A 13,644-nucleotide genomic window follows, 5' to 3' on the forward strand; every position below is an offset into this window, starting at 1 on the left:
GGAAACATAATGGCAATCAGAGAAATAAGGGAAAAAGGCGATGAAATCCTTTATAAGAAATGCAAAGCTGTAGTGAAGTTTGACGAAAAACTTCATATACTTCTTGACGATATGTATGAAACAATGCAAAGCCGTGACGGTGTCGGACTTGCAGCTCCGCAAGTGGGAATACTGAAACGTGCGGTTGTCATAGATGTCGGTGACGGTAAAATTGAACTTATAAACCCTGAAATAGTAGAAGAAAGCGGAGAACAGACCGGCAGCGAAGGCTGTCTTAGCGTACCCGGAGTGTTCGGCGAGGTTACAAGACCGAATGTCGTAACCGTAAAAGCACAGGACAGGGACGGCAAGTGGTTTAAAATCACAGGTAAGGAACTCTTGGCAAGAGCTTTTTGTCACGAAATTGAACACCTTGACGGTAAATTGTTCTTGGACAGAGTAATTAGATTTATTGACTAACGGAGATGGTTGAATGAGAATTTTATTTATGGGTACACCCGATTTTGCGGCGGCGAGCCTTAAAGCTATGACAGACGCAGGTCTTGATGTTGTGGGTGTTGTATCTCAGCCGGACAGACCGAAAGGCAGAGGACATAAACTTGTACCGACTGATGTTAAGGCGGCGGCACTTGAGGCAGGTATAGAAAATATATATCAGCCCGAAAAACTGAGAAACGGTGAACTTCAGCCTGTTCTTGACAAACTGAAACCGGAGCTTATTGTCGTTGTTGCATACGGCAAAATTTTGCCTGATTATATAATAGATTATCCGAAATACGGCTGTATTAATGTACACGCGTCACTTTTGCCGAAGTACAGAGGTGCGGGACCTATTCAGTGGGCGATTATAAACGGCGAAAAGGTTACCGGCGTTACAACGATGAAAATGGACAGCGGACTTGACACGGGTGATATGCTTTTAAAAGCGGAAACCAAAATCGGCGAATATGAAACGGCAGAAGAATTATTTGACCGTTTAGCCGTAATAGGCGGCGACTTGCTTTTAAAAACAATAGACGGACTTGAAAAAGGCAGTATAACACCTACTCCGCAAAATGATAAGGAGCATACATATGCGCCTATGATTTCAAGAGAAACGGGAGTTATAGATTGGAGCAAATCGGCTCGTGAAATTTCAAAACTGATATGTGGTATGAATTCGTGGCCGCTTGCTTGCACAAAATATAAAGACGGAATTTTAAAAATTGTTTCCGCAAGAGTTTGTGATGAAAATTCGGATAAAGAGGCGGGAGAGATACTTGCACTTGAAAAGGGAAAAGGACTTAAAATTTCTTGCGGTGAGGGAACATTGTACATTGTAACGGCACAGTTCCCAAACAGTAAAAAAATGAATGTTGAAGATTATGCAAGAGGACATGAAATTGAATTAGGAGTTGTACTCGGAAAGGAGTAATTATGTTCAGCTATTATTTTGACCCAACGTATGTACTTGTAATAATTGCATTTTTACTTACATTGTTTGCGTCAATGGGTGTTAAATCGACTTTCAGTAAATACAATGATGTAAGAAGTTCAAGAGGAATTACCGCGGCAAGTGCGGCAAGACAAATTCTTGATGCAAACGGACTTCAGAATATAAGAATTGAACACGTTTCGGGCGACCTTACAGACCACTACAGCCCGAATGAAAACGTCATAAGACTGTCGGATTCAACATATAATTCTACATCGGTAGCCGCAATAGGTGTTGCGGCACATGAATGCGGTCACGCGGTTCAGCATCAAGTAGGATACGTTCCGATAAAAATTCGTAACGGAATTGTGCCGATAGTAAATGTCTGCAACATGCTTTCAATGCCGATTTTCATAATCGGACTTATACTTGGACTTGGCAGACTGGCAATGGTCGGTGCGATACTTTTCGGTGCGGTGCTTGTATTTCAGCTTGTAACATTGCCGACTGAAATCAATGCGTCAAGACGTGCAATGAAAACTCTTGAAAGTATGTACTTACTTGAGGGTGATGAGCTTACAGGTGCAAGAAAAACACTTACGGCGGCGGCTATGACATATGTTGCGGCGGTTGCGTCAACGGCACTTCAATTTTTAAGACTTGTTTTATTGGCAAATCGTAGGAGAGATTAATGAGTAACGCAAGAGAAATTGCAATGAAAGTAATATACGACGTTGAATTTAACGGAGCATATTCAAATATGGCATTGAAAAAAGCTTTGAAAACGGATATGCCAAAACAGGATAAGGCGTTTATTTCCAATCTTGTTTACGGCGTCACAGACAGAAAATTGACTCTTGATTATGTTATAGGAAAGTTTTCAAAGATAAAATTGAAAAAAATATCGAAGTACATTCTTATAATTTTGAGAATGGGAATATATCAGATAATGTTTATGGATAAAGTGCCGACAAGTGCCGCAGTGAATGAAAGTGTAAAGCTGGCAAGAAGATACGGTCACGGTGCATCGGCAGGATTTGTAAACGGACTTTTGAGAAATGTGTCGAAAACAGAAATCGAATATCCGTCCGATAAAACAGAATATTTATCTGTCAAATATTCGTTCCCGATGTGGCTTTGTGAAAAGTGGATTGATGAATTCGGATATGATTTTACCGAAAAATTGATTGAAAGTTTCGGCATGGAAAAAAGACTTAATATTCGACCGAACAGACTAAAGATAACGGCAGATGAACTTTGCAAGAAGTTTAACGACAACGGAATAAATGCCGAAGTTTATGACGGTTATATAGTGTCGGACGGATTTGACATTTCGGCGGACAGTTTATATAATGACGGATATTACACAATACAGGATTCAGCCGCGATGCAGACCGCAAAAGTGCTTGCACCGTGTGAGGGTGACACAGTGATTGATATGTGTGCCGCACCGGGCGGAAAGACAACGCATATTGCGGAATTGATGAACAACAAAGGCAAAATATATGCCTTTGACGTACACGAACATAAAATAGAGCTTATAAAAAAGAATGCCGAAAGGCTCGGAATAACGATAATCGAACCTAAACTTTCGGACGGCTGTAAAATAGACGAAAGTATGATAAATACGGCAGATAAAATACTTTGTGATGTTCCGTGTTCGGGTTTGGGAATAATCGGACGAAAGCCCGAAATAAAGTGGAACAGGGCAGAGGATAACGATTTACCGAAAATTCAAAGACAGATACTTGACAATGCGTCAAAATATCTTAAAATAAACGGTGAGATTGTTTATTCAACGTGTACGATTGAAAAAGAAGAAAATGAGGCTGTTACAGACAGCTTTACGGCGGATAACGAAAATTTTGAAAAAGTATTTGAAAAGACATTTTATCCGCATATAGATAACACAGACGGATTTTATATCTGTAAGATGAAAAGGATTAAGTAAATGATTGATTTAAAAGATTTTGAATATGATGAATTAATTGAATATCTTACATCCGTCGGCGAGAAGAAATTCAGAGCCGAGCAGATTTTTTCATGGCTTCATAAAGGCGTGGAAAACTATGATGAAATGACGAACCTGTCAAAGGCAACAAGGGAAAAACTCGAAAAAGAAACGTATGTTTCAACGCTTAAAATCAGAGAAAAATATGTATCGAAAATAGACGGTACTGTAAAATATCTCTTTGAACTTCCGGACGGAAATTGTATAGAAAGCGTTGTTATGCGTTATCATCACGGACTTACGATTTGTATATCAAGTCAAGTCGGCTGCAGAATGGGTTGTCGTTTTTGTGCGTCAACGATAGGCGGACTTTACAGAAGTTTAACGCCGGGTGAAATACTTAATCAAGTTATTTTTGCACAAAAAGACGTCGGCGAGCGTATAAGCAATATTGTTATGATGGGTATAGGCGAGCCGCTTGACAATTTCGATAACGTCATAAAGTTTTTGCACAATGTAAACCATGAAAAAGGACTTAACATAGGATACAGACACATTTCACTGTCAACCTGCGGTGTTGTGCCGGGGATATACGCGTTGGCAAAGGAAAAACTTCCTATAACGCTGACAATATCTCTGCACGCGCCTAACAATGAAATTCGTGACAGTATAATGCCTGTAAATCATAAATACGATATTGAAGAATTATTGACGGCTTGCAGAGAATATGTAAAGACGACAAACAGACGTATCAGTTTTGAATATTCTCTTATTCACGGTGTAAATGACAGTATGGCAAATGCAGAGGAACTGGCAAATCTTGTCCGTGACCTGCATGGGCATATAAATCTTATACCTGTAAATAAAGTTGAAGAAAGAAATTTTGAAAAAGGAAGTAATGACGATATAAGAGCGTTCCAAGAAAAATTGACACATCTTGGTATAAATGCGACAGTAAGACGTGAACTCGGCTCAGATATATCAGCTTCCTGTGGACAACTGAGAAAAAAAGTGATATAATATCAAAAACTATAATTCTTTAGTGAAATGAGGTGATTTTCAAAATGCAGTTTGGTGCGGTTACCGATATAGGAATGCACAGAAAAATTAATGAGGACAATTATTACGTAAATGAAAGCGACACGTTCCCTTACGCAGTTGTTGCGGACGGAATGGGCGGTCATCAAGCCGGTGAAGTCGCAAGTATGATGGTTGTCGATATTATAGAAAACCACTTAGAAAAAAATCTTGATACCGAACTCGACTATGTAGAGGCAGGAGAAGTTATACGTCAGGCGTTTATATCGGCGAACAGTATCATATATAATTATGCAAAGAATCATTATAAAGTAATGGGAATGGGAACAACTGCGACGCTTGCAATGATTTATCAAAACAAAATTATTACGGCACACGTCGGAGATTCACGAGCCTATATGATAGGTGACGAAATCAAACAGATAACAAAAGACCATTCCTATGTACAGGAACTTGTATCAAGAGGTGAAATAAGTCCCGAAATGGCAAAAAATCACCCTAAAAAGAACTACATAACGCGTGCTATGGGTGCAGAGGACACCGTAAAAGTAGATATTTCGATTAAACCTTATAACGGTGAAACTCTTGTGCTATGCTCTGACGGCCTTACAAATTTCGTAGAGGACGATGAAATCAGAACATATATTAAAAATAAAAGCAACCTTCAGAAAAGTGCGGAAGAACTTGTAGCACTTGCAAATGAACGAGGCGGCGGAGATAATATTACCATTGTGGCTTTGGAAAGGGAGAAATGTGATAATGAACAGTGATAATTTAGTTGGAATAACACTTGGAAATAGATATGATATGCTTGAAAAAATCGGTACCGGCGGTATGGCTACAGTTTATAAGGCGAAAGATACGCTTTTAAACCGATATGTTGCGATAAAAATACTTCGTGATTCGCTTGAGGGTGAAGAACAGGTTGTTTCAAACTTTATAAAAGAGGCTCAGTCATCGGCGAGCTTGGTACACAATAACATTGTGTCTGTTTACGATGTCGGCGAAGAAAACGGGCTTAATTATATGGTTATGGAATACGTTGACGGCATTACACTTAAAGAATACATAAAGCAAAAGGGTGCACTTCCTTGGCAGGAGGCCTGCGACTTTGCTATTCAGATCGGACAAGGTATAAGCGAGGCACATTCTATTAATATAATACATCGCGATATTAAACCTCAAAATATTCTTATGACAAAGGACAAAACTTTGAAAGTAACGGACTTCGGTATTGCCAGAGCTGTTGCGGGAGAAACTACCGTTGTCGGCGGAAGTGCTTTGGGTTCGGTGCATTATATTTCGCCTGAACAGGCAAGAGGCGGATTTACGGACGCAAGAAGTGATATATATTCACTTGGTATTGTGCTTTACGAAATGCTTACCGGAAAAGTTCCTTTTGACGGTGATACTCCTGTGAGCGTAGCACTTATGCACCTTGAAAAAGAACCTGTAAACGTTAAATGCGTAAATCTTGATATACCGACTGATTTGGCATATGTTACAATGAAAGCAATTTCAAAAGAACAAAGTAACAGATACCAAAATGTACAGGAATTTGTTGACGATCTTCATGCTGTACTTGCAGATGAGCCGCTTCCGAGCCGCGATGATGTATATGAAGAAGTCACACCGCAGGAAGATTATGCGTATGACGACGAAAGTGATTTTGACGATAATCTTGATGTGCCGGAAACGGTAGAGGAGGAAGAACCTTATGAAGAGGAACTTCCTGCAAGAGGTCGTACAAAACGTAAAAAAGCAGTAAAGAAAAAGAATAAAAAGCAGAAGAAAGAGGACAGGATTGCTGTTGTTCTTGCAATTTCAACGGCAGCGGTTATTTTGCTTATAGTACTCGGAACATTTTTCTTTATAAATATGCGTAAAGAGGCGATTGTGCCTGATCTTAAAAATATGACTGTTGAAGCGGCAACTGCGGAAATTGAAAAGGCAGGACTTCATTTGGCTGATGAAATCGAATATTCGCTTTCGGATACGGTTGCGGAAAACTGCGTAATTTCGCAAGATCCTACAGCCAAAAAGATTGTGGCAAAAAATTCTGATGTAAAACTTATAGTTTCAATAGGTTCATCGGGCGGTGATATTGTAGCGCCTGATGTTACGGGAAAACAGTTTGATGAGGCTATTTCGGAAATTCTTGAACTTGAGCTTAACTATACGGTTGTTGAGGAAGAATCTGATGATGTACCGTCGGGATATGTAATTCGTCAGACACCTTTGGGCGGAACAAAGCTTAACAAAGACGATATTATAAATATCCACGTCAGCAAAGGTAAGGGAGAAAGCAGTGCGCAAGCTACTCCTGCAGCTGAAAGAGTATCAGTTCCGAGCATAATCGGTTTGGGCAGAGAACAGGCAGAGGCAACACTTAAAGCAAACGGATTAAATCTCGGTAACGTTTCAAGAAAAGCGTCTTCGGCACAAGAGGGAACTGTTATTTCGCAAAGTCCTGAACTTGGCAAGACTGCGAATAAAGGCTCATATGTAAGCATTGTACTTTCAAAGGGTGAAGAAGCTCAGGCAGATCAATCAAATCAACAAGCGGAACAAAATAATTCATCACAGACAAAAAATGAACAAAACAATGCAAGCACAAACCAAAACAGTTCAAGCAATTCAAACACATCAAGCAACGACAATTCAAGTTCAAACACATCTGACAGTTCAAACAGTGATTCGGGTTCATCAAACCAAACATCAACAAGAACTTTCACTGTAAAAATTCCGGACACTGCAGATGATTCGGTTGATGTTGAAATTGTAGCAAACGGAAAAACAGTTCATAATGCAGTTCACTCAAAGGACGAAGGCACTGTATCGGTTGAAATTACAGGCTCGGGAACTGCGGAAGTTCAGGCTTATATAGACGGAAGTAAGGTAAGTGACAGAACAATAAACTTTAATTAGAGGTAATTATGGTTGGAACTATAATGAAAGGTATTGGAGGCTTTTACTATGTAAAGGCCTCTGATAGCATATACGAATGTAAAGCAAGGGGAATTTTTCGCAAGGAAAAGATAACACCTATGATTGGCGATAAGGTGAATATTGAAACGGACGGCGAAAAAGGCAGTATTATTGAAATAATGCCGAGAAAATCGTCGCTTATAAGACCGCCGGTTGCAAATGTTGATACAATGATGCTTGTCGTTGCGGCGGCGTCACCGGAGCCGAATTTGTTTTTGATAGACAAAATGCTTATAAATGCGGAAATTAATAATATAACTCCTGTTATTTGCATTAATAAAACAGATATAAAAAAACGTGAGGATATAGAAGAAATATATTCAAAAGCCAAATATAAAATATTTTCTGTAAGTGCCGAAAGACAAGACGGCACGGATTTGCTTATGGGTTATTTGAAGGATAAGACGACTGCATTTGCGGGACTTTCGGGAGTTGGTAAGTCGAGTCTTTTGAGTATTATCACAAACGGAGAGCTTGAAACGGGAAGTATTTCCGAAAAAATAAGCCGCGGAAAACATACGACGCGTCACGTTGAATTGTTTGAACTTGAAAGCGGAGGTTTTGTACTTGATACACCCGGTTTCAGTTCACTTGAAATTGAAAATATAAAGGCTGACGATTTGTGGCAGTATTTTCCCGAAATGGCGGACTCTCAAAATAAATGCCGTTTCAGAGGATGCTCACATATAAACGAGCCTGATTGCTATATAAAAGAAAAGCTTGAAAACGGAGAAATGGCTCAGTCACGATACGACAGCTATACTCAAATATACAATAAACTAAAATCAGTAAAGGAATGGAAAAAGAAATGATATTATCACCGTCTATATTGTCGGCAGATTTCGGTATACTTGCCGAGCAGGTAAAAAGGGCAGAGAACGCGGGAGCACAGTGGTTGCATATTGATGTTATGGACGGACATTTTGTTCCGAATATGACTTTTGCAATGCCTGTTATAAAGTCATTACGCAAGTATACAGATATGTTTTTTGATGTACATCTTATGATAGATAAGCCGGAAAGATATATTGATGAATTTATCAATGCCGGTGCGGACGGTGTTACTTTTCATATCGAGGCAACCGATAAGCCGAAAGAATGTATTGAAATGATACAGAATAGAGGTAAAAAAGCGGCGATTTCGATTAATCCGAAAACACCTGTATCGGCGATTGAAAAGTACTTTGATAAAGTCGATATGGTGCTTGTTATGAGCGTTGAGCCGGGTTACGGCGGTCAGAAATATATTGAAAGCGTTAATGAAAAGATTGCGTATATTCGTGAAAAAATGGGTAGTGACTTTGATATTGAAGTTGACGGCGGAATTAATGCAAACAATATTGACAATGCGATTAATGCAGGCGCAAATATAATTGTTGCGGGAACGGCTGTGTTTAATGACGATATTGAGGGCTCTGTAAGGAGTCTTATGAGATAATGCGTGCGGTAATAATCGGTAACGGTGATATAAAAGACTATCAATATATAAAAAGCAAAATCAATGACAATGATTTTATAATATGTGCCGACGGTGGCTATAACCATGCGGAAAAAATGGGGATAGTGCCTGATGTGCTTATAGGTGATTTTGATTCGGCAAAGAATTTTGAAAAAGTTAAGGACAGAATTGAATATCCAAAACGCAAGGATTTTACAGACGGTGAACTTGCGGTAGCTTACGCGGTGGATAATGGATATGAAGACATAGTCCTTATCGCCATGACAGGCGACCGTTTTGACCACAGTATAGCGGATATTTTATTGCTTGAAAAGTGTAAAAACGGTGTGCTTATAGACGATAATAATGAAATTTATTTGTTAAAAGATAAATTGTCGTTAAACGGAAAAACAGGACAAACTCTGTCTATAATTCCGATAAAGGATAATGCGGTCGGAATAACGACAGACGGACTTGAATATCCGTTGAATGACGAAACTTTGTATTTCGGCAGCAGCCGCGGCATAAGCAATATTATGCTTGCGGATAAATGCAATATTACAATAAAAAGCGGAATGGCATTGGTAATAAAGGTGGAAAGAGTATGATATATCTTGATAATGCGGCAACAACAAAACCGTCAAAAGCGGCAGTTGATGCAATGATTAAGGCAGCGGAATGTTTCGGTAATCCGTCGTCGCTTCACGGTTTGGGTATTGAGGCGGAAAAACTCATAAACGAAAGCAAAAAAAATATTGCCGATATGCTTGGTGTTGAAAGTAAAAATATTTTGTTTACATCGGGCGGTACCGAGGCGAATAATTTGGCTGTTTTCGGCGTTGCGGCGGCACGTCACAAAATCGGTACAAAAATTGTTACGAGCAAAATCGAACATCCGTCTGTACTTGAGGCATTTAGAAAACTTGAAATTGACGGATTTAATGTTGAGTATCTTGACGTTGACAGTGAAGGCAGAGTAGACCTTGATATGCTTAGAAACGTTCTTGATGATGAAACGATACTTATAAGCGTTATGCACGTCAATAATGAAACAGGCGTTATTCAGCCGATTGAAGAAATAAGAGAAATTATGCTTGAAAAAGCACCTTATGCACATCTTCATACTGACTGTGTGCAGTCGTTTGGTAAAATAGATGTGAAACCGAAAAAAATGGGTGCGGACCTTGTTACGATAAGCAGCCATAAAATTCACGGCTTTAAAGGTACGGGTGCATTGTATGTAGCAGATACAAGAATGATACGTCCGATATTGTTCGGCGGTGAACAACAGGGTGAAATAAGACCGGGTACGGAAAATGTAGGCAGTATACTTGCATTCGGCGCGGCGGCTGCTGAATGTGACACCGACCAATCAAAACTTATACATTTGAGAAATATAATGAAAGAAAAACTTCAAGAAATACCGAATATTAAAATAAACGGCTCTGACGAATATAATTCCGGCAGTGTTTTAAACGTATCGTTTATCGGCATAAAGGCTGAAATACTTCTTCATTCGCTTGAGGCACATAAAATATACGTTTCAACAGGTTCGGCTTGTTCAAGCCACAAACCGCAGCCGAGCCATGTACTTACGGCTATGGGTCTTGATAAAAAAGAAATTAACGGTGCGGTGAGAATCAGTTTTGACAGATTGACAGAAGAAGAGGACGTTATAAAAGCGGCAGAAATTATTGCAAAAGAGGTTGCGACAATAAGGAGATTTATGTAAATGAAAGAGATTATTCTTGCAAAATACGGAGAAATTATATTAAAGGGCGGTAATCGTCCGAAGTTTGAAAATATATTGATGAACAACATCAGAAATTCACTGAAAAATGTGGCGGAGGTAAAGGCAAGACTTGCACAGGCTACAATTTATGTCGAAGTTTTCGATGAGGATAAAATGGATATTGTAGTGGAAAGATTGTCGAAAATATTCGGTATTGTTTCAATTACAAGAGCGGTTGTTTGTGAAAAGGATATTGAGGATATAAAGGCAAAAGCTAAGGAATATTTGAAGAAAGACTTTAAGGATGGCGTTAAATTTAAGGTTGAGGCAAAGCGTTCGGATAAGCAGTTCCCGCTTAACTCACCTCAAATTTGTATGGAAGTCGGCGGTTATCTTGACGACGAATATCCGAATATAGTCGTTGACGTTCATAATCCCGAAGTTACGGTTAAAGTCGAAGTCAGAGATTTCGGTGCATACGTTTATGCAGATGAAAATAAAGTGCAGGGACAGGGCGGTATGCCGATAGGCACAGGCTCAAAGGCAACCTTGCTTTTGTCGGGCGGTATTGACAGCCCGGTTGCAGGTCATATGATTTCAAAACGCGGTGTTGAAATTGATGCGGTAAACTTTTTCTCATTCCCATACACAAGTGAGAGAGCAAAAGAAAAGGTTATTGAGCTTGCAAGCATAATCGCACAATATACATCAAAAATCAATTTGTATATCGTGCCGTTTACGGAAATACAGTTGCAGATTGCAGAAAAGTGCCCTGAAGAACATTTGACACTTGTTATGCGTAGATTTATGATGCGTATTGCGGAAAGATTGGCGCGTAAGCATAAATCATTGGCACTTGTAACAGGCGAGAGCGTCGGACAGGTTGCAAGCCAAACTCTTGCAGCACTTGACGTTACAAATTCGGCTGTTGATATGCCGGTATTGCAGCCGCTTATCGGTATGGATAAGATTGAAATAGTTGACAGAGCACACGAAATCGGTACATTTGAAACATCAATTTTACCGTATGAGGACTGCTGTACAGTGTTTACACCAAAGCACCCTACAACAAATCCGAAACGTGTAAATATTGAAAAGTCTGAAAGCAGACTTGACGTTGAAACACTTATCGAGGCTGCTTTGGCAGGCGTTGAAAAGATAGAAGTATATCCTAAATAATAAGGCTTGGGTGATTGATATGAAAGCGGAAGTAAACGGTTTAAACGAAAAAGTTGTAAAAATGCTTGCGGAAAGAAAAATGACTGTTTCGGCGGCTGAAAGCTGTACAGGAGGACTTTTTGCGGCACTTATAACAAATGTTTCGGGTGCGTCGGAGGTTTTGAATGAAAGCTTTGTGACTTACGCAAATTCGGCGAAGATGAAATATCTCGGTGTCAAGGGCGAAACGCTGGAAAAACACGGTGCAGTGAGTTATGAAACCGCTTTTGAAATGGCAGATGGACTCAGAAAAAACACAGGTGCGGATGTTACTGTCGGCATAACAGGCATAGCAGGCCCGACAGGCGGAACGAAAGAAAAGCCGGTAGGACTTGTATATGTCGGCATATGCGTTATGGGTGAAACGGAAGTGAAAGAACTTCATTTAAACGGTACACGTGAAGAAATTCGTGAGGGTACTTGCAAAATTACGTTTGAAAATATCGCAAACCGTATTGAAAATATCACTAAAGTACAATAAATTGTACTTTGCACGGCATTGAGTTAAAAACTGCTTGAAAAAAGAGTGTTTATGTAATATAATTGACGTATAAAATATAAGTGATACTTTAAAGGAGAAAATAAATGGCAAAAGAAAAGGATAAGAGTAAACCTAAAGTTGTAAAAATGACTGACGCAGAGGAAAAGAAAAAGGCTCTTGAATCTGTATTCAGTGTTATAGAAAAGGAATACGGTACAGGAAGTATTATGAAACTCGGCGACGCAAATTCGGTTGACGTTGAAGTTATTCCGACAGGCTCATTGACGCTTGATATGGCGCTTGGAGTAGGCGGACTTCCGAGAGGCAGAGTTATAGAAATATACGGCCCTGAATCTTCAGGTAAGACAACCGTTGCACTTCACGTTGTGGCAGAGGCACAGAAAATGGGCGGTGAGGCTGCATTTATTGACGCGGAACACGCTTTAGACCCTGTATATGCAAAAAAATTGGGCGTTGATATAGACAATTTAATCGTTGCACAACCGGATACGGGTGAACAGGCTTTGGATATTGCCGAGGCACTTGTACGAAGCGGTGCGCTTGACGTAATCGTTGTCGACTCTGTTGCCGCACTTGTTCCGAAAGCGGAAATTGACGGTGAAATGGGTGACAGCCATGTCGGCTTGTTGGCAAGACTTATGTCACAGGCTCTAAGAAAACTTACTGCCGTTATCTCAAAATCGGGTACGGTCGTAATCTTTATCAATCAGCTAAGAGAAAAAGTTGGTGTTATGTACGGTAATCCCGAAACAACTCCGGGTGGTCGTGCACTAAAGTTCTTCTCATCTGTAAGATTGGACGTAAGACGCGGCGAGGTTATAAAGAACGGTACGGAACTTATCGGTAACAAGACAAAGGTTAAAGTTGTTAAAAACAAGGTTGCACCGCCGTTTAAAACTGCCGAATTTGATATTTTGTACGGCGAGGGTATTTCAAAAGAAGGTAATATTCTTGACTTTGCAGTTGAAAACAATATTATCAAGAAGTCGGGTGCTTGGTTCAGCTATAACGGTGAAAAAATCGGTCAAGGCCGTGACAATGTAAGAAAATATATGGTTGAGAACAAAGAATTTACTGCTGAAATCGACAGACAGGTTAGAGAATTGTTGAAAAATAACAGCGGATACTTGCCGAGTGAGGCTGACAACAGTGATAATACTGACGGCGAACAGCCGACGGAAACGGAAACAACCGAAACAACTGAAGAATAAGCGTGTATTATTTCACAAAAATATTATCCGAATAATAAAAAGATAAGTAAATAATAACTAAAAATTGTTACAAAACGATAAAAAGGATTGACGTGGGACAAATTTTTTAGTATGCTAATTATAATATTTATATCGGTAAAATATGTGATTAA

Annotated in this window: 14 protein-coding genes; all 14 read left to right on the forward strand. The window is 39.6% G+C overall.

Features of this window, described 5'->3' with window-relative positions:
• The first annotated feature begins 9 nt into the window (after positions 1 to 9).
• The 14 genes from def (at position 10) to recA (ending at position 13,492) form a co-directional block, all read left to right on the forward strand.
• The gene (def, locus tag LKE05_RS04895) at positions 10 to 459 is read left to right on the forward strand and encodes a peptide deformylase (protein WP_022230799.1); all 450 of its coding nucleotides are present in this window, start codon (positions 10 to 12) and stop codon (positions 457 to 459) included.
• 13 nt (positions 460 to 472) lie between these two features.
• A complete protein-coding gene (fmt, locus tag LKE05_RS04900; protein ID WP_308456131.1) occupies positions 473 to 1,414 on the forward strand; it encodes a methionyl-tRNA formyltransferase in 942 nt (313 codons plus the stop codon).
• 2 nt (positions 1,415 to 1,416) lie between these two features.
• Positions 1,417 to 2,106, forward strand: coding sequence for a zinc metallopeptidase (locus tag LKE05_RS04905; RefSeq protein ID WP_308456132.1), 690 nt, complete (start codon positions 1,417 to 1,419; stop codon positions 2,104 to 2,106).
• Positions 2,106 to 3,365: a 16S rRNA (cytosine(967)-C(5))-methyltransferase RsmB gene (rsmB, locus tag LKE05_RS04910; protein WP_308456133.1), complete on the forward strand. Its 1,260-nt coding sequence runs from the start codon at positions 2,106 to 2,108 to the stop codon at positions 3,363 to 3,365. Before LKE05_RS04905 ends, rsmB begins: the two co-directional genes overlap by 1 nt.
• Complete coding sequence (rlmN, locus tag LKE05_RS04915; protein WP_308456134.1) at positions 3,366 to 4,385, forward strand: dual-specificity RNA methyltransferase RlmN; 1,020 nt, start codon at positions 3,366 to 3,368, stop codon at positions 4,383 to 4,385.
• A gap of 44 nt (positions 4,386 to 4,429) precedes the next feature.
• Positions 4,430 to 5,173, forward strand: a complete 744-nt coding sequence (locus LKE05_RS04920; RefSeq protein WP_022230804.1) for a Stp1/IreP family PP2C-type Ser/Thr phosphatase — start codon at positions 4,430 to 4,432, stop codon at positions 5,171 to 5,173.
• Complete coding sequence (gene pknB, locus LKE05_RS04925) at positions 5,163 to 7,331, forward strand: Stk1 family PASTA domain-containing Ser/Thr kinase (protein ID WP_308456135.1); 2,169 nt, start codon at positions 5,163 to 5,165, stop codon at positions 7,329 to 7,331. Before LKE05_RS04920 ends, pknB begins: the two co-directional genes overlap by 11 nt.
• 8 nt (positions 7,332 to 7,339) lie before the next feature.
• On the forward strand, positions 7,340 to 8,203 hold the full coding sequence (gene rsgA / locus LKE05_RS04930) for a ribosome small subunit-dependent GTPase A (protein ID WP_147514829.1): 864 nt from the start codon (positions 7,340 to 7,342) through the stop codon (positions 8,201 to 8,203).
• Entirely contained in the window at positions 8,188 to 8,829 is a 642-nt protein-coding gene (gene rpe / locus LKE05_RS04935) for a ribulose-phosphate 3-epimerase (protein WP_147514830.1), read from the forward strand. The genes rsgA and rpe overlap by 16 nt, the downstream gene beginning before the upstream one ends.
• Entirely contained in the window at positions 8,829 to 9,437 is a 609-nt protein-coding gene (locus LKE05_RS04940) for a thiamine diphosphokinase (RefSeq protein ID WP_117967858.1), read from the forward strand. The genes rpe and LKE05_RS04940 overlap by 1 nt, the downstream gene beginning before the upstream one ends.
• Entirely contained in the window at positions 9,434 to 10,561 is a 1,128-nt protein-coding gene (locus tag LKE05_RS04945; protein ID WP_308456136.1) for a cysteine desulfurase family protein, read from the forward strand. Before LKE05_RS04940 ends, LKE05_RS04945 begins: the two co-directional genes overlap by 4 nt.
• Entirely contained in the window at positions 10,562 to 11,740 is a 1,179-nt protein-coding gene (gene thiI, locus LKE05_RS04950; RefSeq protein ID WP_308456137.1) for a tRNA uracil 4-sulfurtransferase ThiI, read from the forward strand.
• Between the two features lie 19 nt (positions 11,741 to 11,759).
• On the forward strand, positions 11,760 to 12,260 hold the full coding sequence (locus LKE05_RS04955; protein WP_147514833.1) for a CinA family protein: 501 nt from the start codon (positions 11,760 to 11,762) through the stop codon (positions 12,258 to 12,260).
• Between the two features lie 104 nt (positions 12,261 to 12,364).
• The gene (recA, locus tag LKE05_RS04960) at positions 12,365 to 13,492 is read left to right on the forward strand and encodes a recombinase RecA (RefSeq protein ID WP_117967864.1); all 1,128 of its coding nucleotides are present in this window, start codon (positions 12,365 to 12,367) and stop codon (positions 13,490 to 13,492) included.
• The last annotated feature ends 152 nt before the right edge of the window (positions 13,493 to 13,644 follow it).

This window comes from Hominilimicola fabiformis (genome assembly GCF_020687385.1).
GTDB lineage: Bacteria > Bacillota > Clostridia > UBA1381 > UBA1381 > Hominilimicola > Hominilimicola fabiformis.

Excerpts from the sequence above, each read along its gene's own strand:
- def (WP_022230799.1), top strand. The coding sequence starts at position 10 with ATGGCAATCAGAGAAATAAGGGAAAAAGGCGATGAAATCCTTTATAAG.
- fmt (WP_308456131.1), top strand. The coding sequence starts at position 473 with ATGAGAATTTTATTTATGGGTACACCCGATTTTGCGGCGGCGAGCCTT.
- LKE05_RS04905 (WP_308456132.1), top strand. The coding sequence starts at position 1,417 with ATGTTCAGCTATTATTTTGACCCAACGTATGTACTTGTAATAATTGCA.
- rsmB (WP_308456133.1), top strand. The coding sequence starts at position 2,106 with ATGAGTAACGCAAGAGAAATTGCAATGAAAGTAATATACGACGTTGAA.
- rlmN (WP_308456134.1), top strand. The coding sequence starts at position 3,366 with ATGATTGATTTAAAAGATTTTGAATATGATGAATTAATTGAATATCTT.
- LKE05_RS04920 (WP_022230804.1), top strand. The coding sequence starts at position 4,430 with ATGCAGTTTGGTGCGGTTACCGATATAGGAATGCACAGAAAAATTAAT.
- pknB (WP_308456135.1), top strand. The coding sequence starts at position 5,163 with ATGAACAGTGATAATTTAGTTGGAATAACACTTGGAAATAGATATGAT.
- rsgA (WP_147514829.1), top strand. The coding sequence starts at position 7,340 with ATGGTTGGAACTATAATGAAAGGTATTGGAGGCTTTTACTATGTAAAG.
- rpe (WP_147514830.1), top strand. The coding sequence starts at position 8,188 with ATGGAAAAAGAAATGATATTATCACCGTCTATATTGTCGGCAGATTTC.
- LKE05_RS04940 (WP_117967858.1), top strand. The coding sequence starts at position 8,829 with ATGCGTGCGGTAATAATCGGTAACGGTGATATAAAAGACTATCAATAT.
- LKE05_RS04945 (WP_308456136.1), top strand. The coding sequence starts at position 9,434 with ATGATATATCTTGATAATGCGGCAACAACAAAACCGTCAAAAGCGGCA.
- thiI (WP_308456137.1), top strand. The coding sequence starts at position 10,562 with ATGAAAGAGATTATTCTTGCAAAATACGGAGAAATTATATTAAAGGGC.
- LKE05_RS04955 (WP_147514833.1), top strand. The coding sequence starts at position 11,760 with ATGAAAGCGGAAGTAAACGGTTTAAACGAAAAAGTTGTAAAAATGCTT.
- recA (WP_117967864.1), top strand. The coding sequence starts at position 12,365 with ATGGCAAAAGAAAAGGATAAGAGTAAACCTAAAGTTGTAAAAATGACT.